This window comes from Vibrio sp. 811 (genome assembly GCF_033339195.1).
This window is the reverse complement of the sequence record NZ_JAWOUB010000773.1, coordinates 1-557: the sequence shown is the minus strand read 5'-3', so window position 1 is coordinate 557 and position 557 is coordinate 1. Positions and strand designations below refer to the sequence as shown.

Annotated in this window: 1 pseudogene; it reads right to left on the bottom strand. The window is 39.3% G+C overall.

Annotated features, from left to right (window positions below):
• A pseudogene (locus R7Q46_RS29320) lies at window positions 1-289 on the bottom strand (hypothetical protein); the annotation flags it as partial.
• Window positions 290-557: the final 268 nt, after the last annotated feature.

The window sequence follows — 557 nt, the reverse complement described above, 5'->3', positions numbered from 1 at the left end:
AGATTCCCCAACGCATTGTTTCGTTACGTTTTGCGATGCTTTCTTTTAGCAAGTAATCATTATCAAGAATTTGGATAAAGTGGGCAATGCTGGCGTTAATGTTCAATAATTTATGACAGCTGATAGTACTCGAGGCTCTGGATAAATCTACGATGTAAAAGTCACACGTAGCGACTTCGGTCTCTTCTCCTTGGTCGACAAGAGCAAACATACTCGCTGTCATTACATTGATACATGATTCAATATCATTTGAATAAGGAGCAGTTGTCAGGGCGTAGTTTATGATCATTGTTCTGTTCCTTTTCACTCGCTAGTAGCACAACGTCGTTTAATAAACGTGACGCAAACACTTAATTTGATGAGGTGTAACAAAGTGACCTCCCTCAGATACTTTAATTAATTCATCGGGCTGTGTTGGCGGAGTGTTGACTCCCGCAATCTTCATACTCACCCCTTTTAAACTTTTTTTTAAAATGTTTACAGAGCCAGTATTACTTACAGATATTGGGAGTCAATTTCTTATTATGGTTAGCGTTAATCGGATGGGTGAGCACTCC